14 protein-coding genes are annotated in these 22,060 nt (G+C 56.2%); 8 read left to right on the top strand and 6 right to left on the bottom strand.

Annotated features, from left to right (window positions below):
• The first annotated feature begins 281 nt into the window (after positions 1 to 281).
• Positions 282 to 3,080, top strand: a complete 2,799-nt coding sequence (locus tag ABEA92_RS08065; RefSeq protein WP_345683310.1) for a 2-oxoglutarate dehydrogenase E1 component — start codon at positions 282 to 284, stop codon at positions 3,078 to 3,080.
• A 247-nt stretch (positions 3,081 to 3,327) separates the two neighbouring features.
• Here ABEA92_RS08065 and ABEA92_RS08060 read toward each other — a convergent pair whose 3' ends face one another.
• On the bottom strand, positions 3,328 to 4,992 hold the full coding sequence (locus ABEA92_RS08060; RefSeq protein ID WP_345683309.1) for a hypothetical protein: 1,665 nt from the start codon (positions 4,990 to 4,992) through the stop codon (positions 3,328 to 3,330).
• 104 nt (positions 4,993 to 5,096) lie between these two features.
• Here ABEA92_RS08060 and ABEA92_RS08055 point away from each other — a divergent pair, with 104 nt between their 5' ends.
• Complete coding sequence (locus ABEA92_RS08055; RefSeq protein ID WP_345683308.1) at positions 5,097 to 5,531, top strand: thiol-disulfide oxidoreductase DCC family protein; 435 nt, start codon at positions 5,097 to 5,099, stop codon at positions 5,529 to 5,531.
• A gap of 292 nt (positions 5,532 to 5,823) precedes the next feature.
• Here ABEA92_RS08055 and ABEA92_RS08050 read toward each other — a convergent pair whose 3' ends face one another.
• Complete coding sequence (locus ABEA92_RS08050) at positions 5,824 to 6,624, bottom strand: phosphoribosylformylglycinamidine synthase subunit PurQ (RefSeq protein ID WP_345683307.1); 801 nt, start codon at positions 6,622 to 6,624, stop codon at positions 5,824 to 5,826.
• A gap of 362 nt (positions 6,625 to 6,986) precedes the next feature.
• Between ABEA92_RS08050 and ABEA92_RS08045 the strand changes: the two genes are divergently transcribed.
• The 5 genes from ABEA92_RS08045 (at position 6,987) to ABEA92_RS08025 (ending at position 14,483) form a co-directional block, all read left to right on the top strand.
• Positions 6,987 to 8,126: a DNA alkylation repair protein gene (locus ABEA92_RS08045; RefSeq protein WP_345683306.1), complete on the top strand. Its 1,140-nt coding sequence runs from the start codon at positions 6,987 to 6,989 to the stop codon at positions 8,124 to 8,126.
• 242 nt (positions 8,127 to 8,368) lie between these two features.
• Positions 8,369 to 9,040 carry an outer membrane protein assembly factor BamB family protein gene (locus tag ABEA92_RS08040; protein ID WP_345683305.1) on the top strand — a complete coding sequence of 224 codons (672 nt, stop codon included), beginning with the start codon at positions 8,369 to 8,371 and terminating at the stop codon, positions 9,038 to 9,040.
• A complete protein-coding gene (locus tag ABEA92_RS08035) occupies positions 9,010 to 9,579 on the top strand; it encodes an outer membrane protein assembly factor BamB family protein (protein ID WP_345683304.1) in 570 nt (189 codons plus the stop codon). Before ABEA92_RS08040 ends, ABEA92_RS08035 begins: the two co-directional genes overlap by 31 nt.
• Before the next feature lie 368 nt (positions 9,580 to 9,947).
• Positions 9,948 to 13,052 carry a PSD1 and planctomycete cytochrome C domain-containing protein gene (locus ABEA92_RS08030; protein ID WP_345683303.1) on the top strand — a complete coding sequence of 1,035 codons (3,105 nt, stop codon included), beginning with the start codon at positions 9,948 to 9,950 and terminating at the stop codon, positions 13,050 to 13,052.
• 36 nt (positions 13,053 to 13,088) lie between these two features.
• A complete protein-coding gene (locus tag ABEA92_RS08025) occupies positions 13,089 to 14,483 on the top strand; it encodes a DUF1501 domain-containing protein (RefSeq protein WP_345683302.1) in 1,395 nt (464 codons plus the stop codon).
• 22 nt (positions 14,484 to 14,505) lie between these two features.
• Here the strand turns inward: ABEA92_RS08025 and aat are convergent, their stop codons facing one another.
• The 4 genes from aat to ABEA92_RS08005 form a co-directional block, all read right to left on the bottom strand.
• On the bottom strand, positions 14,506 to 15,165 hold the full coding sequence (gene aat / locus ABEA92_RS08020; protein ID WP_345683301.1) for a leucyl/phenylalanyl-tRNA--protein transferase: 660 nt from the start codon (positions 15,163 to 15,165) through the stop codon (positions 14,506 to 14,508).
• Between the two features lie 223 nt (positions 15,166 to 15,388).
• The gene (locus ABEA92_RS08015) at positions 15,389 to 16,669 is read right to left on the bottom strand and encodes a twin-arginine translocation signal domain-containing protein (protein ID WP_345683300.1); all 1,281 of its coding nucleotides are present in this window, start codon (positions 16,667 to 16,669) and stop codon (positions 15,389 to 15,391) included.
• Between the two features lie 142 nt (positions 16,670 to 16,811).
• Positions 16,812 to 17,900, bottom strand: a complete 1,089-nt coding sequence (locus ABEA92_RS08010; RefSeq protein ID WP_345683299.1) for a lactonase family protein — start codon at positions 17,898 to 17,900, stop codon at positions 16,812 to 16,814.
• Positions 17,901 to 18,186: 286 nt separating this feature from the next.
• On the bottom strand, positions 18,187 to 19,746 hold the full coding sequence (locus ABEA92_RS08005) for a sulfatase-like hydrolase/transferase (protein ID WP_345683298.1): 1,560 nt from the start codon (positions 19,744 to 19,746) through the stop codon (positions 18,187 to 18,189).
• A gap of 187 nt (positions 19,747 to 19,933) precedes the next feature.
• Between ABEA92_RS08005 and ABEA92_RS08000 the strand changes: the two genes are divergently transcribed.
• On the top strand, positions 19,934 to 21,853 hold the full coding sequence (locus ABEA92_RS08000; protein ID WP_345683297.1) for an OPT family oligopeptide transporter: 1,920 nt from the start codon (positions 19,934 to 19,936) through the stop codon (positions 21,851 to 21,853).
• Positions 21,854 to 22,060: the final 207 nt, after the last annotated feature.

The raw sequence follows: 22,060 nt of genomic DNA, 5'->3' as shown, positions 1-22,060 counted from the left end.
CGATAATCGCCGTAGGAGAGGGAATTTATCAGTCCAGCGGCAAATCCCAAAGTAGGAGGGAGCAAAGACGCAGGGATCGTGATCCGCGCCATCGAGGCCGACAATGGATGCCACAGGTCGACTTTGGCAACAACTCACTTACAACCACTAGGAACCTAGCGGACGATATTCTAAATTCTGAAGGTTAGAGACAATCATGGATTTCGGTAGGATCGAGGCGGTGAAACGGCCCTCCCCTACCCTCCCCTGCCCTCCAGCAACCAGACGGCGAATTTGCCGATATGAATAGCTACAGCTTGGACTACATTGACGACTTGTATGTCCAGTACGTTCGGGACCCTTCGAGTGTCTCGGATACTTGGCGTCAATATTTTGAGCAATTTCTTGTCGTATCGAACAAGAGCTCATTCACAAAGAACGGGGAAGTCACCGCAGCGTCCCCCGCGGCGGACGGAGCCACCGCCCCGCTGGATCGCCGAGGCTCCTCTGGCAACGAAGCCACCGATCAAGCGATCTGGATGTCGCGGATTCAAGACCGCGTCAACCAATTGGTGCGGGAATACCGAGTCCGCGGCCACTTGGCTGCCAAACTCGATCCGCTGGGGATCCTGAAATCGGATTCGCCGGAATTGAGCCCCCAGCTTTATGGGATTTCCGACCAAGACCTTGAGCGACCGCTCGACAGCACGGCGCTTGAGAACGTCAGCGGCAGCACCCTGCACGCCATTTTGACCAAGCTGCAGAACACGTACTGCCGCAGCATCGGCGCTCAATTCATGCACATCGACAATCGCAACATCCGCGATTGGCTGCAGAAACGGATGGAGACCACCGAAAACCGGCTCGAATTATCACACCAAGTGCAACGACGAATCTACGCTCGGCTCGCCGACGCGTCGATTTTCGAAGAATTTGTACGCCGCAAATTTGTCGGCGCGAAAACGTTCTCGCTCGAAGGCGCCGAAAGCCTGATTCCGATGTTGGACTTGGCGCTCGAGAAAGCGGGCCAACACCAAGTCAAAGAGGTGGTGATGGGGATGGCCCATCGCGGTCGCTTGAACGTGATGGCGAACATCCTGAAAAAACGGGCGATGAATATTTTCTGGTCGTTCGACGATCCCGACCCCGAACTCAGTCGCGGTGGCGGTGACGTCCGCTACCACCTCGGCTATAGCAGCGATTGGATCACCGCCACCGGCGACAAGATCCATATCTCGTTGTGCTTTAACCCCAGCCACCTGGAATATGTCAACACCGTCGCCCTGGGACGATGTCGCTGCAAACAGGACTATCGCAAAGACACCAAACGGTCCGAAGTGATGACGATCTTGATCCACGGTGACGCCGCATTCGCGGGTGAAGGCGTGGTCCAGGAAACGCTGAACCTGAGCGAATTGGAAGGCTATCGCACCGGCGGTACGCTGCATATCGTCATCAACAACCAAGTCGGTTTCACCACCGAACCACGCCAAGGCCGCAGCACGACCTATGCGACCGACATCGCAAAAATGCTGCAAATTCCGATCTTCCACGTCAACGGCGAAGACCCCGAAGCGGTTGCGCAAGTCGTCTCGCTGGCGATGGATTTTCGCAAAGAATTCCATCGAGACGTCGTCATCGACCTGTACGCCTATCGCCGTTGGGGGCACAACGAAGGGGACGAGCCTCGATTCACTCAACCGCGGATGTACGCCGAAATCGACCGTCGCGCCAGCGTGCGAGAGCAGTACCTCAACCGCTTGGTCGAAATTGGTGAGATCAGCGTCGAAGAAGGCGAAGAGATCCAAAAGAAGCGAACCGAGAAACTCGAAAGCGAGTTCGAGGCGAGCAAGAACGAACCCTTCGTTCCCGACACCCAAACGCTGGCAGCGAATTGGTCGGTTTACTACGGCGGCCTGGAACCCTCGGAGGTGACCGACACAACCGTCGACCAAGCCAAGCTCAGCGAACTGCTCGATTCGCTGACGCGATTGCCTGAAGGGTTTGCGGCCAACAAAAAACTGAAACGCCCGATGGCGCTTCGCCGCGAGATGGCACAAGGCAAGAAACCGCTCGATTGGGCGAGCGCCGAAGCCGCCGCGTTTGCAACCTTGTTGACCGAGGGATATCCGATTCGGATGACGGGCCAAGATGTCCAGCGGGGTACGTTCAGCCATCGCCACGCGGTGTTGCACGACACCAAGAACGGCGAAACCTACATGCCGCTGGCCAACCTTAGCCCGGACCAAGCGAGTGTGGAACTTTACAACAGCCCGCTAAGCGAGGCTGGTGTGCTTGGATTCGAGTACGGCTATTCGCTCGACCGCCCCGATGGGTTGTGCGCTTGGGAAGCTCAATTCGGTGACTTTTGGAATTGCGCCCAAGTCATCGTCGACCAATTTATCGCCAGCGCCGAAGACAAATGGAACCGGCTCAGCGGATTGGTAATGTTGTTGCCGCATGGTTTCGAAGGCCAAGGCCCCGAGCACTGCAGCGCTCGAATCGAACGCTTCCTCGCAATGAGTGCCGAACACAACATCCAAGTGGTCCAGCCTACGACGCCAGCTCAGCTTTTCCACCTTTTGCGACGCCAAGTGCTTCGCAAATGGCGAAAACCACTGATCCTGCTGTCGCCTAAGAGTTTGCTTCGCCACCCGTTGGTTGTCAGCCCGATCGAAGAGGTCGCTGGTGGCCAATTCCACAAAATCCTCGGCGACGACCAGATTCCGTTGGCAACATGCAAGCGATTGCTGATTTGCACAGGCAAGATCTACTACGACCTGCTGGAAACGCGAGAGGCCCGCGAGATCAAGGATGTGGCGATCATGCGGATCGAGCAGCTTTACCCGCTGCAAGCTGAAACGCTCACCGCGGCGCTCGAAGGATTGCCGGCCGGAACCGACATTCGCTGGGTGCAAGACGAACCGACGAACATGGGCGCGTGGCCCTACATCAAACTGAACTTCGGCGACATGGTTGCTGAAAAATACAAGTTCTCGGTGGTCTCGCGAGACGAATCGGCAAGCCCAAGCACCGGCAGCATGGCGGCTCACAAGATCGAGCAAGCCGAGTTGATCGACGCCGCGTTCGCGGATCGATAAGGCGGCATCCGCTTGAGAACGCCCGGAACAATAAATGCCGGGCGGTAGTGGACGAGGCAACGAGTCCTGCGGCTTCACTGAGCCAAAAAGGACTCGTCGCTTCGTCCACTATGGAAGTCGCCGCCAGCTGCTCTTCCGATGGTCCTTAGTGGCGTTGGTGGCGTGAGGCCAATGCGATCTACTTTGGCCCTAACCGAGTGGTTTTTATCGCGGAGCGGCGCGAGCCGCCCGGTAAATTTCGAACGTTTTACTCGCCATCGCGAAGACGGTCAAAGTACTGCTGAGCGTGCTCACGTTCGGATCGCGGCAACGTCTGGTTCTCCGACGGATCACTCTCTTTCGAAAGCGCCGCCTCGATCGATTGCTTGACGTCCTCTTGCGTAACCCCCTTGCGATTGGGGCCATCAGCGAACCCGGCAATGATCGCCTTGCCCTTTTTCACCTTGCCGCGGACCTGAGTTTCGTAGGTGTTGGTATCCACTTCGTCTTCGGGCCGATCGCCGGACCCACTGCCTTTTCCTGAACCATCGCCCTGCCCCTGCCCCTGCCCGTCGCCCATGCCCCCCATACCGCCGCCTTGACATTTTTCGCAGCCCGCACCTCCACAACCTTCACATCGCATTTGGTTCTTCGATTGCGATAGATCCTCTAGCGCCGACTGCAAATCTTCGAGCTCGGACATCTCCTGCTGCATCTCGCCCAACTGATCGGCCATCTGCTCCATCGCGTCGGCGGCTTGACCCGCGTCTCCCTGCTGCATCGCCTGTTGGGCCTGGCTCATCGCTTCGGCCATTTTTTGCATCTGCTGCATTTGAGCATCCTTTTGGCTCATCTCGTTCATCTTTTGCTGCATCTTCGCAGCATCCTCGCCACGCCCTTCCTTGCGAGCTTGGTCGATCTTTTGCTGCAATTCTTGCTTCTTCTTCTCGTGCTCTTTGACCGCTTTTTCCAGCTGCTCCTTCATCTGAGAAACCTGCTTCTTCAGCTGCGATTTCTCTTCCTCGCTCAGCTTTCCATCACGCATTTTGTTGGCCAACTGCTTGACCAAATCTTTGGCGTTGCCGAATTCACCCTTCTCGATCGACTTGGCGATCTTGTCGGCCGGCCCCGACTCGAGTCCTTTCATTTGCGACATTGCACGCCGCATTTGATCTGGGGAACCGAGTTGTTCACGGCGTTCTTCGAGTTGCTTTTTCAGATCGTTCAGCGCGATCATCGCTTCTTTGCGATCCATGCTTTCGCGTTTGGCAATCTTATCGAGATCCGCTTCCATCTTTTCAAACAACTCTTCCGCCTCCTTTAGCCCTTCGGCCGAAGCTTTGCGTTTTTGTTGTTGAATCCGTTTTTTTAGCTGAGTCGCCGCCGCCTTCACTTGCGTGACTTCGGCAATATCGATTTTGGGAGTGCTGTCTGCGTTCGTTTGGGTTGCCGGCTCGAGCAACGCCAACACGATCACCAAGACAGGAATCAGCGAGATCGGCAGCCAACCCAATCGCGTCGGCTGCAGCGAGAACTTTTCAGCCAGCTCGATCTTAGCTGCCTTTTTCTCGGCATCGTCGACCAGCGCCAATCCAAAATCGCTGTTACGCGAGCTGGCGTCCAAACTAATCGAGCTGCTCAAGCGTTCGCGAAGCCCAAAGCGACGGTCCACTTCGGCAGCAACCGCTTGTTTTGACGGTGCGGTGACGATCGCGTGCACGGCCGCCGCGATGACTGCCACCACACCGACTGCGATCATCCACCCATTGGTCCACAGCGAGTAATCGACATCCATCACTTGTATCGCAGGCACCGCGATTGCGATGACCGCCACCAAGATGGCGGCAAACAACGTCCAACATAGATTACGGCCAAATTGGGCCAAAATCAGACGTCGGCGGGCACTCACGACTCGCGATTCGATTTGGTTCATTACATATTTCCTGCGTTGAAAGAGGCTCTCCCCCTTAGTATAGCGCATCGGGCTGCCTAAAATGAGAGCGAACCCGTGCATTCCGCTTTCCACCTAGGGCTCAAGTGCCTAAAAACTCGCCAAAACTGCCTGATCCAGACGAAAATCCCGATGCTGATGTCGTGATCTACGATGGGCAGTGCAATTTCTGCACGTCACAAGTGTCCAATTTGCGGCGACTCGATTGGGGTGGTTCGCGATTGACCTACCTGTCACTGCACGACAAACGGGTGGCCGAGCGGTACCCGGACCTAAAGTACGACGATTTGATGAAGCAGATGTACGTCGTCGACCAAGATGGCGGCCGCCATGGTGGCGCCGATGCGGTCCGTTATCTGACGCGGCGACTGCCCACGATTTGGATCGCCGCGCCGATTCTGCATATTCCCGGATCAGCGGGGCTGTGGCGTTGGATGTACAACCAAGTCGCCAAACGACGCTACAAGATCGCCGGAAAATCGTGTGAAAACGATGCCTGCGAGATTCATTTCAAACAGTGACCCTCGCTGCAAACGACACTGGCAGGGCCCCTTCGCAACGATTTCGGACGCCACCGAACTCAAGCGAGAGTTCAACACTCAAGCGAGAGTTTCCAACCTGACCGGCCATTCACGAAAGCCGTTGACGGGCTGTTGATCTAGTGAAGATTCCTGCAGCGAGGGGTGCGTGATGGACTTCCTAGTCCGTCAATGATGTATTCGACGGACTAGGAAGTCCATCGTACGACTAAATCAACAGCCCGTTGACGACTTCCGCTACGAGTCCTCTCGCCACCTGAAGCTCACACGGTTCTTAAGCAAACCACTCGACGGCATTCTTGAACATCGGCATCCCGTCACCAAATTCGGGCTGCTCGTCACGACGCGTCCAAAACGGATGCTGAGTCGCTTCGATGTGTCGCTCGGGGTGTGGCATCAAACCAAAGACACGGCCTGTGGCGTCACACACTCCGGCGACATTGGCGTCGGCGCCGTTGGGATTGGCAGGAAACGGCAGCACGTCGCCTTGGATTCCGCCAGCTTCGCCGTCGGCGTAGCGAATCGCCAGCCGTCCTTCGGCTTGCATTGTCTGCAACACTTCGTCGCTGGCCGCTACAAATTTGCCTTCGGCGTGGGCCATCGGCAGGTACATCCGCTCGATGCCTTTCAAGAAAACGCAAGGCGTCTTGTCGACGACAAGGTGCACCCAGCGGTCTTCGAATCGGCCATGGTCATTCCAAGTCAGCGTCGCTGGAGCATCGACCGGCGAGGAAAGGCCTTCGGTCAAAACGCCCAATCGCATCAAGACTTGCATGCCATTGCAAATCCCCAGCACCAAACGATCCCCTTTACCATGCACAAAGGAATCGACCAGATCCGACAGGTGCTGACGCAGCTTCGTTGCCAAAATCCGGCCGGCGGCGATATCGTCGCCGTAGCTGAAACCGCCTGGCAAACACAAAATTTGGTAGCGGTCTTTCAGTGCTGGATTCTCGATCAAACGGTTCACGTGCACGCGTTCCGCAACCGCCCCCGCCTGCTCAAACGCAAACGCAGTTTCTTCATCACAATTGGTACCGGGAGCACGGAGGACCAAAACGCGAGGTTGAGGCATGATCGATTCAGGGGTAAAACGGCGAAAAAACAGCCAAAGGACATACGGATATTGCGAAGTTTAGACACCCAGACCGAAATTGAGAACCACGTCAAATCCCTTCGACTGCCCCACGATGTCTCCGGATTCCATTACTTTTACAGCCTCACGGCTAAAGCCCGCCGCTGGCGGCCAAACCGGCATCATTCCTGAGACCGCTGAACCATCCCCGCCTAACGCGAAGTATGAGTTTTGAGGCTGCGCCATTAGCGTGTTTCCCAGCAAATCCCAACCCGACGCGTCGGCCCCCGCGTTTAGCGACCACGTTGCCCCCATCCGCAAAGATTCCCGGAAAACCCCGCCGCAAAGGAAACCGCCCCATCATGGCTACCCCGCAGAAAGGCACCGGCTTCAGTTTGAAGGACCAACTGTTCAACCAGGACCGCGTCTCGTATCTCGCGTCCTGCTTCGAAACCGCGGACGCGCGGTTTGACGCGACCGGATTCGTCGCCGAGACGATGAAGGACTTGAAAAAGCTGGAACTCAAAGAGCGAATCGTTCATATCGCCAGCACGCTGGAGCGATACTTGGCATCGGATTACAAGGTGGCAGCAAAGCAAATCGCCGCCGCGCTGCCACCGCCGCTGGATCCAACCAAACGCGATGACGATTTTGGCGACTTTATTTTCGCACCGCTGGGAGAGTACGTCGTTCGCAATGGACTCGAAAAACGACACCTAAAACTGTCGCTCAGGACGATCAAGGCAATCACGCAGCGGTTTTCGATGGAGGACGCAATACGCGCATTCATCAACACGCACCCGACCGAAACGCTAAGCACGCTGGAAAAATGGTCAACCGATCGAAACTATCATGTACGGCGTCTGGTCAGCGAAGGCACCCGACCGCGGCTTCCGTGGTCCGGCCGACTGTCGATCGATACAACCACCGCAATTCCGCTGCTGAACACATTGCATGCTGACCCCACTCGCTATGTCACTCGATCGGTTTCCAATCATCTCAATGACATTGCCAAGACGCACCCCGATTTGGTTTTGGAAACGCTGAAGCAGTGGCAACAGATTGGGCAGCAAGACGCATCGGAGCTTCAATGGATGTGCAAACACGCGCTGCGAACCTTGGTCAAACAAGGGGATCGCAAAGCCTTGGCACTTCTCGGATTCAGCCCCAACCCCAAGATTACGGTGACGGATTTTGCCATCCACACGCCTCAGGTTCGTCCAGGCGACGCGATCGAATTCACGTTTGAGATAACGGGCCGCAAAAACGAATCGTTGCTGATCGACTATGTGATCGATTTCGTCAAAGCCAATGGAAGCACGTCGCCTAAAGTCCACAAGATCAAACAGCTTCAGATCAAGAAGGGCGAGACAATCTCGTTGAAAAAGCGTCATGTGTTACGAGACGCCGCCACGACGTATTCCCTTTACCCAGGCATTCACTACGTCACGCTGCAGATCAATGGCCAATCCTTCGGGACTCAGTCCTTTGACTTGCAATAAATCTCCACGTACGCACGTGCCCCATCGGCTGACGCCCATGGCTACAGCATGTCGCCACTTCGTGGCTGTTCGGCGACGCAGCGTGATACACCGAGCATGTCGTCGCTTCCCTCGGGCTTGCCCCGGCGGGAGCGCCGATTTCTCCATTGACCGCGAACCTTGATAGAATCATGGCATCGCGTTTGGGTTGTCCCCCCTGCCCTACCCTTTCCGCCTCTCTCACCTATCGGTACCGAGCAACCATGATTCGCATCACCGTTTCCTGGATTTTCCTGTACTGTTTCGCATTTCATGCCACCGCCGCCGAATCGTCGTGGACTCAGTGGCTGGGCGATGGCCGTGACGGCGTCTCAGAGGAATCCGGCTGGTCGGTCGATTGGCCCAAATCGGGACTTTCGGTTGCTTGGCAACGCGAGATCGGCATCGGTTTTAGTAGCGTGTCGATCGCCAACGGTCGGCTGTTCACGATGGGGCACAACGACGGCGAGGAAACGGTTTATTGTCTGAACCAAACCAGCGGCGAAACGATCTGGAGCCACAGCTACCCGTCCGCATTGGTCGACAACCTCTACGAAGGCGGCCCCGGAGCAACGCCGACGATTGATGGCGACCACGTCTATACGCTTGGCAAAGAGGGACAACTGTTCTGCTTAGACGCGGACGACGGCTCCGTCCTCTGGCAGCGAGAACTCCAAAAGGACCTCGACGTCGAATTGCCCGAGTGGGGTTTCAACAGTTCGCCCACCCTTGTGAACAACCAAGTCATCGTGCAGGGCGGACGAGTTGCATCGTATAACAAAACCAACGGCGAACTGATCTGGAAGTCGCCCAAACACACCGCAGGTTATGGATGTGCCGAAGTTTTTAACAAGACGGCAAAACAATGCTCGCGACGCTGGATTCGGATGGGTTGAGAATCCTCGACGCCAGCAACGGAAAACAAATCGACGCCTTCCCCTGGCCTTCGCCGTTTCGCACCAATTCAACCACGCCGATCGTCCAGGACGACACGATCTATATCTCGACCGGCTATGGCGTTGGCTGCGGCAAATTTCGGCTGACCGATGGCAAGCTGGAATTGATTTACGACAACCGCGAGATGCGAAATCACTTCAACAACAGCATCCTGTATCAAGGCAATCTGTACGGATTCGATGGCAATTCGAATCTCGGGCGTGTCGTGCAACTGATTTGCATGGACCATGAGACGGGCGACGTGCTTTGGCAGCAGCGTGGACTCGGTTGCGGTTCGCTGATGGTCGCCGATGGAAAATTGGTAGTACTCAGCGAGGATGGCCAACTGGTGATCGCCGAGGCGACGGGCAAGGAATACAAAGAACTCGCGCGAGCCGAGATTCTTGATGGCCGCTGCTGGACCGTCCCTGTCCTGCTTGACGGCCACGTTTACGCCCGCAACGCCCAAGGTCGGCTTGTCGCCGTGACGCTTCCGTAGGTCATGCCGCAGATTCGTCTTAGGCCTGCTAAACCGCGCACACCCGAGCGTTTTCTGAAACAACCACACGCCATCGACGCAGCGCGATGGCGTTTTCGATTTCGGTACCGCGAGAGCTGCAAAACCGCCCGATTTCCTCGACCCGCCACATTATTCGCCCTCGGTAGAGTGCGAATGCGATACAATCACGAAGATGTATAGAGTAGGTCCAGGCGGCTGAGCGACTGTTTTTAAGGAAGCAGGTCACTCTCTGCCCTCGAACCATCGACTTGCCGCCCCCGGCAAGTTGCCCACCAAGTGCGTCGCCCAACCTTCCCCCGCCATCGGCGCACGCCCCTGCCAAACCGTTACGAAGAAAGTGGATAGAGATGCAATCAATCCATCAACAGCGTCGACGTAACCGAGCGTTTGTCCGTTTCGCTTGTGGGATGATTGGATGGGCGTTTCTTTGCTTACCGCAGCCCACGGCGAGTCATGCGGACGACTTCTTTGAATCCCAGATCCGTCCGCTGCTGGTCACTCACTGCATTGAATGCCACGGCCCAAAGAAACAAGAATCAGGACTCAGGCTCGATTCACGCGACGGATGGCTTCGCGGCGGAGACAGTGGCGCAGCGATCATCCCCGGCGATCCCGACAACAGTCTGCTGATCCAGGCGGTTAACGATTCGGGTGACGCGGCGCAGATGCCGCCCGACGGAGACAAACTCACCTCGGCTCAGATTGCCAACCTAGTCAGCTGGGTCAAACAAGGCGCCATCGATCCGCGTGTCGAGACACCCGACAGTGGATCCGCGACCGACGCGATGGATCTCGAATCGGCAAAACAGTTCTGGTCGTTTCAACCGTTGTCAAAGCCATCATGCCCCAAGGTCAACGACACACGCTGGATGGCCAATCCGGTCGATGCCTTCGTTCGAGCGGAACTTGATAAACAAGCGTTAACTTCAGTTGGCGAAGCGGACAAACGCACCTTGATCCGTCGCGCCACATTCGATTTGACCGGGTTACCGCCGACGCCGACGGAGATCCAGCAATTCTTGAACGATTCGTCGCCCGACGCGTTCGCATCGCTGGTGGACCGACTGCTGCAGTCGCCCGCTTATGGTGAACGTTGGGGACGGCATTGGTTGGATGTCGCGCGTTACGCGGACACCGCGGGCGATGGCGCGGACTATCCAGTTCGAGAAGCAGGCAAGTATCGTGATTGGGTGGTCAATGCGATGAACCGCGACCAACCGTTTGACGAGTTTATTCGCGAACAAATTGCGGGCGACATTTTGGCCTCTGCCGGCCCTGCGGACCGCTACGCCGAACGAGTCACCGCGACCGGTTTTCTTGCCATCGGAAAACGTTACGGGTACGCCCCCGAGCCTGATTATCAATACCTCGATTTTGCCGACGTGATCGATTCGGTGGGACGCTCGATCTTGGGGTTATCACTGGGCTGTGCCCGCTGTCACGATCACAAATTTGATCCAGTGTCGGCAGAGGATTACTATGCGTTGTACGGCATTTTTGAGAGCACAAAATGGGCATTTCCCGGCGGCGAGGTCCACAAGCGGCCCGCCCACTTTCCTCCCTTGGTGCCCGCCGCCGAGGCCGCGCGGCTTGATAAAGCCAAGGCCGACAAACTCGCACGTTTGGATGAGGAAATCGCGAGGGGAAAGCAAGACCGAGCGGCGCTCGATGGCAAATCGTTTGCTGGCGGCGTCGACCTCGGGTTCGAGGAACAGCCGCTTGGAAAACCACCCGCCAAGTCCTGGCTCTCCTCTGGGCCGAACACCATTCACGCCGATGCCCAAAGTCCCTTCACTCACATTCACCCGGTAGGCACACGTGGTGTCCGTGTGGGAACAAGTCGATCTCACGATGGTATCCGCTACGTTTTTGATCAGGCCTTGCGTGCGAAACCGGGAAAACACATTCACTTTACGATCGACTTTCGCACCGCGGCGGACGCGACACAACAAGCCGCCTATCGCTTCTTTCTGGGACGCGGCGTGGTCCAATCGTTGGCCGTCGAGTGCAGTGTGACCGCCACCGAGTTTGCGATTCGCAGTGGTGGACAGTGGGATGTCATTCGCACGCTCGAACCAGGAACCTGGTACACGTTGCGAATCACCTTGGACCATGAAAAGAAAACCTATGCGGGCATCGTCGGCACGATCGACGACCTTAGTGAATTCGACGACAAACCACTCAGCCCCAATTGGGATGGGATCGTCGATACATTCATTTGTGATGGGATCGGGCATGTCAGCGGCCCCGCACCGACGCGTGACATTGACAACCTTGGGCTGCAAGAGACCGCATTTGGGATCCCGGGCAGCGGTCCTGTGGTGATCCCCGAACCGGCCCCAGGCACGGAACAGCGATTGGCGGAACTGGATGCTCAATTGGCAGCAGCGACCAAACAACGCGACACGATTGCCGCGACACCCGCGTACGCCGTCGCTTACGGTGTCAGCGAGGGCACACCAACCAACACACGGATACAACAACGTGGTGAACCTGAGCGACTCGGCGACGAAGTCCCACGACGTTTTTTAAAGGTCCTGGGCGGCGACGCGCTGCCGCCCGATGCGTCTGGCAGCGGACGGTTGGAACTAGCCAATTGGTTGACTCGCCCTTCGAACCCACTCACCGCACGCGTGTTTGTAAACCGGGTTTGGCAATGGCACTTTGGCCAAGGCTTGGTGACCACGCCAAGCGACTTTGGGGCTCGTGGCGAACGCCCGAGTCATCCCGAATTACTCGACTGGTTGACGTCAGAGTTCATTGAATCGGGTTGGTCGATCAAGTCACTGCATCGCCAGATCATGAATTCACGCACCTACATGCTTGCGAGTGACGATCACGCCAAAAACTTTACGGCCGACCCAAACAATCGTTGGCTATGGCGTTACTCGCGACGACCGCTTGACGCGGAATCGATTCGCGACGCGATGCTCGCCATCAGCGGCCAACTTGACCGCACCGTTCCACAATCCCATCCGTTTCCCCCGGTCGATCATTGGGCCTTTACCATCCACCGGCCGTTTCATGCGGTTTATGAATCCAATCACCGCAGTATTTACCTGATGGTCCAGCGAAACCGACGTCATCCATTCCTGGCGATGTTTGACGCAGCCGATCCGAACACCAGCGTGGCGAAACGGTTGCCGACAACGACACCGACTCAGTCATTGTTCCTGATGAACTCAGCATTCGTCCACGAACAATCCGAGGCATTTGCCAAGCGGCTGATAGCCACCCCAGGCGACGATGCTTCGCGAATCCGTCTTGCCTACGAAAGCGTGCTAGGCCGCGAGGCGACCGACGCCGAGGTCAACGAGACGCTGTCGTTTCTGGATATCTACCACCGCAAACTGGCAACAGCCGACAGTTCAGAACCAGCAAATTCGATCGTCGCCTGGGCCGCGTTTGCACGCGTGTTGTTATCCAGCAATGAATTCCTGTACGTGGACTAGCCAGCGAACTCGGCTCCCTTTTTCCCAAGAACCGCAATGAACCTTCCTCTGCAAACGAATCGTCGCGAATTTTTACACCGCGCCTCGGGCGGCTTTGGTGCGTTAGCGTTGGCGGGAATGTGGAACGAAATCCAAGCCGCAGCGATCGACCCGCTGGCTGCCAAACCAGGTCATTTCCGCGCCACCGCTGATCGTGTGATCTTCATTTTCTCGACCGGCGGTGTCTCTCATGTCGACACCCTGGATTACAAACCTCGGCTGACCGCCGACCATGGCAAGTCGATCACCGCATCGCGGTGGCTGAACAAAACGGGCCAATTTGAAAGGTTCTTGATCAAACCACGATGGGGTTTCAAACGATACGGTCAAAGCGGCACCTGGGTCAGCGACCTGTTCCCACACTTGGGGTCGGTGATCGACGACGTGTGCGTGCTGAACGCCATGCACTGCGAGAGCGACGGTCACGACAAAGCAACGCTGGCGGCTCATACGGGATCAGCCCAATTCGCCAGACCGAGTGCCGGGGCGTGGGTCAGCTATGGATTGGGGACCGAGAACCAAAACCTGCCATCGTTCATGGTGCTTGCTCCTGCGGCTCCCTATGCGGGTGCACAAACCTGGGGCAGCGATTTTCTGCCTGCCTGTCACCAGGGAACGCACGTCATGCCGGGCGACCAACCGCTTCCAAACATTCACGCCAAAGTTCCTGCTGAACTGCAGCAGATGGAACTTGCGATGCTAGAAAAATTGAATCGTGCGCATTTGCAACAACGCGAAGCCGATCAGGCTCTTGATGCACGCATCCGCTCGTTTGAAACCGCCTTCGGGATGCAGCGTGAAGCCCCCGAAGCATTCGATCTGTCGGGCGAATCCGAAGCGACGATGAAGATGTATGGTTTGCAACGAGGCGCCACCAGCGGATTTGGATGGCAATGCCTGGTTGCTCGTCGATTGGCTGAACGCGGCGTGCGTTTTTTGGAGTTGATTGATGTTGGGTCGAGTTCGAACTGGGATTCGCACGGCAACATGGGCGACCATCAGCGGTTGGCCAAAGCGATCGACCAACCGATTGCCGGATTGCTAACCGATCTGAAACAACGAGGCATGCTCGACCGGACGCTGGTGGTGTGGACTACAGAGTTTGGCCGCACGCCGTTTCACCAGAAAGCGGACCATCCCGGCCGTGAACATCACAACCACTGCTTCTCGTCCTGGATGGCCGGCGGCGGAGTGAAGGGAGGGATGGTGCACGGTGCGTCGGATGAACACGGCATCATGACGGCCGAAGGAGCGGTCCATACGCACGATCTGCATGCCACGATCCTGCATCTACTGGGCATCGACCACGAGCGATTGACCTATCGTTACGCCGGTCGCGACTTTCGCTTGACCGACGTGCACGGACGCGTGCCAAAGGAAATTCTAGCGTGAATGGTGAAATCCGATTCACTGCTCACTTGCCCAGCGCCGACTTTACCAATCGCACAAACGCATCGCGAGAAATCATTTCGGCCCCCATCGACAACAAATGCTCACTCGGGAATTGGCAATCAATCACATCGAACCGTTCGTTCTGAGCGACCGAGATCAGCGCCAACTTGGACGCATTGGCTTGACGATGAAACATGGACTCGCCGCAAAAGACGTTGCCGATCGTGACGCCGTAAATGCCGCCGACTAATTCTTCGCCGCTCCAGATCTCGCACGATTGGGCGTCCCCGCTGAGATGCAATTGCTGATACGCTTGGATCATTTCCGGCAGGATCCAGGTGCCGGGATTACCGTCGCGAGGCATCGCACATTGGCGAATGACTTGTTCGAACGCTTGGTTCCAAGTCACGCGAAGCGTTTGCCGACGGATCAGCCGGGCCATACTCTTTGAGACATGGATCGCGTCGGCAAAGATCACCGCACGTGGATCGGGCGACCACCACAGGATCGGCCCCTGTTCGTCATACCAAGGAAAGATGGCGTTGCGGTACGCACTGAGCAAACGATCGCTACTAAGATCGCCTCCGACGGCCAGCAACCCATCGACCCCGTCAGCGCAAACTGCAGCCTCCAAAGGGGGAAACCAACTCGGGTCATCGTTTCGCAGGGCAGCAATCTCCATCTGCCCATGCTATCCCGGCAAGGACTCCGGAATCAACCGGCCAATCCAAACGCCTCCACCTCGGCCGCATTGGTCCTAAATCTCAAACCGTTCCCTCTTTTAACCGATTGTATTTCCGTACTTTTCACGCAAGTGGTTTCGTTGCCAAGCAAGGTTACGGATGAGGTACGAAGTGGAGGTTAAAAAATGGCGGGTTAGAAAATGAGAAAGACAGACCGATTACTCACGGTTTGGGTTTGATGAACAGCACTTCGCCTCGCTCGATCCATCCCTTTCGCAGATCGACTCGGAACCATCCATCGCTGTTCTTTTTGTGAAATCGGGTGGGGGATCGTTTGCCGAATTCTTTCAAGTCGTATTGAGCCCACGTCTTGCCCATGTCCGTTGAAATGATAAAGCCCGTGTCATAAGGCGAAGCGGGGGCGTAATGCGCCGACAAAATCACGTCGTCTTCGATGATCATGTTCGCCGACTCGTATTTCGGATTGAACATCATCGTGTGTTTTTCCACATTAGCCAGATCGGCAGGATCGCAGTGGAAAAGCCCGCGGTCGTGTGGCATCGTGCCGTTTTGGCCATTGGCATCAGCAGCCCAGTAGAGTCGGCCGTCGACGAAGTTGATGCCGCCCGATTTGAAACGCGAGTTGGAATTGACCGACACCAATACTTTCCAATCCCATCGATCACTCCGAGCGTCATAGGTGCCACGCAACCAATGGCACTCGTGCACATCGTCGCGGTCGTGGTCGCCGGTGCAGGCGTAAAATGCGTTCTCGGCTGGGTTGTAGGCGACCGAGTGGATGTGCCGGGCCACCACCGGATTATCCGGGTTGCCCAATCGATCACCTTCTTTGGATCCCGGTTGTTGGAACGTTGGGTTCTTCCCAAACGCGTAGGCAATTTTGACAGTTTCACCTTGGTCGGTCGAGTAGTAAATATTGACTGGAACCGCGCCGCCAAGCACGTTGCAGTAGTTGCCCCAAACCAACATTTCCGTACCGTTCACGTCCCAGGCATGCTCGCCATCGAGCGGATGGAAGTACCACCCTGGGGCGTTTGGGTCCAGTGGCGTGTGCGGTAGGTAATCGCTGCCATCAATATCTTTGACGATGATTTGCTTGTGTGTCTTCAGATTATCGGTGCTGAGATAGAGCTTCGTCCGCGTGGCAAAGACGACGTTTCCATTACCAAGAATGCAGCTAAACGTGATGTTGTCGGCATTGCGAAACACTGCCTCATGTGGCCACGTTTTCCCGTTGTCCTCAGACAAATAGATTTTGCCTAACCCGAATCCAAACGCCTTATTTTCCCGCTGCGAATCGATGTAAGGATGCTCCGGCGCAAGCCGATACCAGAAATGGTCGGTTTCACCAACCTCCGACCCAGCCGCGTAAAGCGGACGGCTAGGTAAGAACAAACCGCCAGCAGTAGCGGCGGTGGCGGTGGCAAGAAATTGTCTGCGAGTTGCAGCAGACGGCAAGCCCGATTTGGCTTTAGAATTCATTGCTTGGATACTCATCTTTAGATGTCGTTGAGGACGCTGGGACAGGCCATTCGGTAAATGCATTGATTCACGGTTCTGATAACTCGACGCATCCGTTTTGAGGTTGTGATTATCCATCACTTTCAACTGCGTGTTGAACGGTTTAGGTTGCCGGCAACCAACACAGACAGGAGGGCATGGAGACCGAAACCGGATCACCAACGGCGGTCAATCCACCGTTCGTTGAATCGATTCGAAACACCCTCACGTTGTTGCCGGTCATGTTCGCGCAGAGCAACCAGCGGCCATCGGGCGTGATCAACAAATTCTGTGGGCCGCCCCCCAAACTCGACTTGATCCCAACCCGACTCAACCGGCCGTCGGAACCGATGCGATAGATCGCGATGCTGTCGTGACCACGATTGGTACCGTACAAAAACTGGCCATCCGGCGTGATCTTCAAATCCGCACAATGGCTCGTACCAGAGAAACCTTCAGGCAAGGTCGAGATCGTTTGCTGAAGGGTTAGCCTGCCCGAGTCCGCGGCATAGGAGAAGTAGGTCACCGTGTTTTTCAGCTCGTTAATGACGTACACTCGGTTGCCGCTCGGATCGAAGGTCAAGTGGCGAGGTCCCGAACCGGGTGGCAAGCTGGCGAAGGGCTGCACGTCGTTTACGACCAGGTTGCCGGTAGCCGCATCGAGTCGATAGATCAGCACTTTGTCGAGCCCCAAGTCGGCCGCCAGTGCAAAGCGGTTGTCCGGACTGATCACGATGCTATGTGCGAACGGCCCCTGCTGACGTTTGGGATCCATGCTGGATCCTTCGTGTTGGATAAACGAGGCGGCTTCTTTGAGTGATCCATCCTCGCGTACCGGTAGTGCTGCCACGCTGCCGGAAGCATAGTTCGCAACCAGCACCGATTTTCCGCTGGCGTCCACATCGAGATAGCACGACGCGGTACCGCGCGCCGATTGTCGGTTCAAGCGAGTTAACTTTCCCGTCTCGGCTTCGATAGAGTAGGCCGCAATCGATTCATCTTCGTCGCCACCGAATTGGTCCGTATCAATGGCATACAAGAATTGCCCGTTGGGCGAAAGTGCCATGAAGAACGGTTGACCGATACCGGTGCTTCGGTTTAGCGGTTCTAATACTCCCGTTTGCGTATCGAAGCGAAAGGCATGGATCGCGCCCTCATCACCCGACTTAAACGCCGAGATAAAAACCACCGGTTCGCTGGCAGAGCCCAACACGGAGATTAAAAGAAGACCGAAGAGGGAAAGCATGGATGGACGCATTTCGATTCCTACATTACTTAGAGGATAAAAATCGCGGAAACAATCGACTCTCGGCTTTACGAACAAGACTTTGGTAGTGGACGAGGCTACGAATCACGAGAAATCACGTTTCACTGAGGGACTTGTAGCCTCGTCCACTACTTAGCTTGTTGCTGAGGGACTCGTAGCCTCGTCCACTACGTAGCTTGCTGAGGGACTCGTAGCCTCGTCCACTACGGGATTGGTTGTTGCTTTGATCCGTTTACGGCAACTGCGGGCGGAGTTCGTTTCCCGCATCGTCCACGGGATAGACAGCGTTGTGTTTTTCGAGTTCCGCAATCAACCCCGTCATCATCCGCCGCAGCACTTGCGGATGCGAATCCGCAAGATTGTTTGATTCAAAGGGATCGTCTTTCAAATTGAACAGCTCGTAGTGGCCGCCATCGAACTGGATGAAGCCGCCGGTGGTCTTTTCCTCGGGCAAGGTGTGGTAGATCACCTTCCAATCGCCATCACGCCACGTGGTAAAGTAGTTACTGCGATGCGGTCCGTGAGGGTAGTGCATCAAGAAGGTTTGCGGACGATCCGAGTCGGATTTTCCCGTGAGCAGCGTTTGCAACGGAGCCCCGTCGACCACGTGACTTGAAGGAACCTCACACCCGGTCAACTGTGTGATCGTCGGAAACAGATCTTGAACGGCAGCAATCTGGCTCTGAATTGCTCCGGCGGGAATCGGCAGCTTGCTTTGCAAAGCGTTGTCCGAATTGGGTTTCGCCCAAGCGGCGATCAAGGGAACTCGCATGCCGCCTTCGTAATGGGCTCCCTTCTTGCCTCGCAGTGGCGCCGCGCAAGCAACTTGGTGCTGATGTCCAAGCGGTGCATCCGAGCCATTATCGCCAAGGAACAGCACCAGCGTGTTTTCGGCAACGCCAAGTTCTTCCAAGTGATCAAGCATATCGCCAAGCGATTTGTCCATCCCTTCGATCAGCGTCGCAAAGGCTTGGGCGTTCTTTGGTTTGCCCGAATCCTTGTAGTGGTCGGCAAAGCGAGGATCCGAATCAAACGGGGCATGGACGGCATAATGAGCAAAATACAGATAGAACGGCTCGCCACTTTGCACCGTTTCAGTGACTTGTTTTTTAGCTTCGATCGTCAACGCCTCGCTCAAGAACGTGTCGCTGCCGTGATACTTTTCTAAGTGCGGCACGGCATGATGAGCACGTTTGGTTCCGTGACCATAGTTCTTTTCACCATAGTAGCTTCCAGGGGCCCCAAAAGCGGCGCCGGCGATGTTCACGTCGAACCCAAGATTTAGCGGTTCGGCACCTTCATGATCCTTGGGGCCAAAGTGGGCTTTGCCAACATGAATCGTGCGATAACCGCAATCACTCAAGACGCCGGGCAGCGTGACATCGGTCTCTTTTAATCCTTCCCAATTCCAATTCGGTGCACCATGAGGGCCCGCATTGTCCTTTTCGGGATTGATCCAGTTCGTTGCACGATGGCGAGCGGCATTTTGTCCGGTCATGATCGAATTTCGCGTCGGCGAACAAACACTCATGGCACAGAACTGGTTAAAACGAATGCCTTGATCCGCCAACCGCTGCATCGCGGGAGTGCGGTAATAATCGTTCAGCGGATAGCGTTTAGGATTTCCCTCGGCGTCCGTCAAAAATGGCACCGACGTATCCATCACTCCCATGTCATCCACAAGAAATACCATCACGTTGGGGCGATTGAGTTGGGGGGATTGAGCCGCCGCCGACGCAATCGTTACCAGGACAGCAAGGCAAGACAACAGAAATCGATGCAGTGTATTCATCAGGGGACGGGAACCTTGGGAGTGAGGCGTTCGTGAGCCGAAAACGGATACGATAGGGGGGAAGGAAGGAAAGGCAGGTTGGAATCCGCAAACGGAATTCGGAGCCTCTTACTTTAACGGACGCGAAGTGGCGTGTGGGTGAAGAACCGTCAAATCACAAATTCAAAACTGCGAAGAAGAAAATTCGATGAACGATCCGACGAGCCTCGATCCCAATATGCCTCCTGCCACCCCCACGAATGGTTCGTTCGGCGGTGGCGAATTGACGCTGCGTGTGATCGTGCTGGGGTTACTGTTGTCAGTGGTGATGGGAGCCGCCAATGTCTACGTCGGGCTAAAAGCTGGCATGACCGTGTCGGCATCGATTCCGGCTGCGGTGATGGCGATGTTGATGTTCCGGTTGCTGTTCCGTCAATCCACGGTACTCGAGGCGAACCAAGTCCAAACGTGTGCTTCGGCCGGTGAGTCGCTGGCCGCAGGCATCATCTTTACGATGCCCGCGATGATCTTGATCGGGTATTGGCAATCGTTTGATTTTTGGACTGTATCGATGGTCGCACTGACCGGCGGACTGTTGGGCATCTTGTTCATGATTCCGATGCGACGGGTTTTCGTCGCCAACAATCCCGAATTGCCTTTCCCCGAAGGCGTCGCCTGTGCGGCTGTACTCAAAGCCGGCGAAAGCGGCAATGATCAACAGGATGCTGCGCGAGGCTTGATCATCGGCGGCATTGTCGGCGCGATTTTTAAAGTCGCCGCAGGTTTTCTGGGGATCGTTCAAGACTCGTTGCAAGTGGCGAAAACAGTCGGTGATCGCATCTTTTATTTCGGAGGCGACTTGTCACCGATGTTGGTCGCGGTCGGTTTTATTGTTCGTTTGCACGTGGCGATCTTGATCTTCATTGGCGGCACGTTGGGGTGGCTGATTGGCATCCCACTGCTTGGCGGCGGCAGTGAATATGCAGACCCGATCGATGGCGCATGGACGATCTGGAGCAGCGAAATTCGCTACGTCGGTGTCGGCGCGATGGTGGTCGGGGGAATCGGTTCTCTGTTTGCTGTGCGATCCGGTTTGATTGCTGCGGTTCGCGAGCTTTCGCAGGGGCTGCGGGGACATACCGCTGTACGAGCTCAAAGCGAACGCGACATTCCATCGGGACTGATTCTGACGCTTGGAATCGCTTGCACCCTCATGCTGGCGATGTTGAACTACCGCTTTACCGGCGACGTGGGCGTCACGATCCTATCGACCTCGGTGATGTTAGCGATGGGGTTCTTTTTCACCGCCGTGGCCAGCTACATCGTCGGGCTGGTGGGCAATTCCAACAGCCCCGTCTCGGGAATGACAATCACGGCGGTCTTGGCCGCGGGCGGATTGCTATGGCTGTTCAATTACTCGGGCGCCCAAGGGATGGTCGCCACGCTTGGCATCGCTGCGGTGGTTTGCTGCGTTGCCTGTACCAGTGGCGATGTTTGCAACGATCTGAAAACGGGTTCGATCGTGGGGGCGGCCCCGTTTCGACAACAGATCATGCAGATTGGCGGCGTTGGGGTTGCTGCGTTTGTGATGGCCCCGGTGCTGACGCTGCTACACAACAATACGCCCGGCGGGATTGGTGGCGAAAAATTGTCGGCTCCGCAAGCCAGCTTGTTCGCGAGTTTGGCACGTGGATTCGCGGGCGAAGGCGAGTTGCCGTGGAATTTGATCGGCGTGGGGGCCGGCGTGGGCGTGGTGATTTTGATCATCGATGAAATTTTGAAACGACGAACGAAATATCGTGCCCACCTGATGCCGATCGCCGTCGGAATGTATTTGCCCTTCGGATTGGCCACCCCCATTTTGATCGGGGGCATCCTCGCAAAAATATGCACTCGCACCACACCGTCGCCGGATCACGACCGTGTACTGCACCGAGGCATTTTGTTCTCGTCCGGCGTGATTGCTGGCGAAGCTTTGACCGCGGTGGGACTCGCGGGTCTGGCCGCATTCGGAATCACCGCGATGAACTTCGAACTTTCGTCCAGCGTGCTCACCACGCTGACGTTGGCGGTCGCGGTCGCGATTGTCGCCCTTTTTCTGATCATGACGCGGCCCCGTTCCGCGTGATTCGTCCCGCACTTCTCGATTCCGATTCACTAGCAGCATCCGCGGCAGTCGTCCGCGGTAGTCATCTGCGGTAGTCGTCCGGCGAGCTTGGAAACGCGTTTGCCGCATTCGTCTTTGGGGGGAAGCCCTTCCAAGCGGATAATTCGGATCAACTTGAACTTATTTCATGCCGAAATAGACTTAAAATGGGACATAGGTGGACGCGTC

The sequence above is a fragment of the Novipirellula caenicola genome (assembly GCF_039545035.1).
In the GTDB taxonomy this organism is placed as follows: Bacteria; Planctomycetota; Planctomycetia; order Pirellulales; family Pirellulaceae; genus Novipirellula; species Novipirellula caenicola.
This window is presented reverse-complemented; position numbering and strand designations above follow the sequence as displayed.

Bases quoted from the DNA above. Each gene is read 5' to 3' on its own strand.
- ABEA92_RS08015 (WP_345683300.1), bottom strand. From the start codon at position 16,669: ATGAATTCTAAAGCCAAATCGGGCTTGCCGTCTGCTGCAACTCGCAGA.
- ABEA92_RS08000 (WP_345683297.1), top strand. From the start codon at position 19,934: ATGAACGATCCGACGAGCCTCGATCCCAATATGCCTCCTGCCACCCCC.
- ABEA92_RS08025 (WP_345683302.1), top strand. From the start codon at position 13,089: ATGAACCTTCCTCTGCAAACGAATCGTCGCGAATTTTTACACCGCGCC.
- aat (WP_345683301.1), bottom strand. From the start codon at position 15,165: ATGGAGATTGCTGCCCTGCGAAACGATGACCCGAGTTGGTTTCCCCCT.
- ABEA92_RS08065 (WP_345683310.1), top strand. From the start codon at position 282: ATGAATAGCTACAGCTTGGACTACATTGACGACTTGTATGTCCAGTAC.
- ABEA92_RS08005 (WP_345683298.1), bottom strand. From the start codon at position 19,746: ATGAATACACTGCATCGATTTCTGTTGTCTTGCCTTGCTGTCCTGGTA.
- ABEA92_RS08035 (WP_345683304.1), top strand. From the start codon at position 9,010: ATGCTCGCGACGCTGGATTCGGATGGGTTGAGAATCCTCGACGCCAGC.
- ABEA92_RS08040 (WP_345683305.1), top strand. From the start codon at position 8,369: ATGATTCGCATCACCGTTTCCTGGATTTTCCTGTACTGTTTCGCATTT.
- ABEA92_RS08050 (WP_345683307.1), bottom strand. From the start codon at position 6,624: ATGCCTCAACCTCGCGTTTTGGTCCTCCGTGCTCCCGGTACCAATTGT.
- ABEA92_RS08045 (WP_345683306.1), top strand. From the start codon at position 6,987: ATGGCTACCCCGCAGAAAGGCACCGGCTTCAGTTTGAAGGACCAACTG.
- ABEA92_RS08060 (WP_345683309.1), bottom strand. From the start codon at position 4,992: ATGAACCAAATCGAATCGCGAGTCGTGAGTGCCCGCCGACGTCTGATT.
- ABEA92_RS08030 (WP_345683303.1), top strand. From the start codon at position 9,948: ATGCAATCAATCCATCAACAGCGTCGACGTAACCGAGCGTTTGTCCGT.